The organism is Mesorhizobium sp. M00.F.Ca.ET.216.01.1.1 (genome assembly GCF_004010325.2).
In the GTDB taxonomy this organism is placed as follows: Bacteria; Pseudomonadota; Alphaproteobacteria; order Rhizobiales; family Rhizobiaceae; genus Mesorhizobium.
The window spans coordinates 1-323 of sequence record NZ_SADR02000358.1 but is presented as its reverse complement, the minus strand read 5'-3'; the positions used below and the strand labels follow the sequence as shown (position 1 = coordinate 323).

Here is a 323-nt window from a genome sequence, read left to right as displayed (position 1 = left end):
CCGGCGGGGGCGCGGTGGGCGGCAGGGGTGGCGTGTCGTTCGGCGCGCGGGTGCTCGGCACGCTCGGCGGGGTCGTCGTGGCCACGCTCGGCGGCGCGCTCGTGTACGGCGCAATTCGCCTGACGGTGGGCTTGCGGCTCGATCAGGAAGACGAATACAACGGCGCCGACCTGTCGATTCACAAGATTTCGGCGACGCCGGGGCGCGAGAGCCTTGGGTGAGCGATGGGTGTGGGCGTTCGTGGCTCGTGGCTCGTGGCTCGTGGCTCGGGGCTCGAAGCTCGAAGCTCGGGGCTCGGGGCTCGGAGTTCGGGGCTCCTGTCG

General features: G+C 71.8%; 1 pseudogene. It reads left to right on the top strand.

The features are described from left to right. Window positions 1-221: pseudogene (locus EN859_RS36460) on the top strand (ammonium transporter); the annotation flags it as partial. Window positions 222-323: the final 102 nt, after the last annotated feature.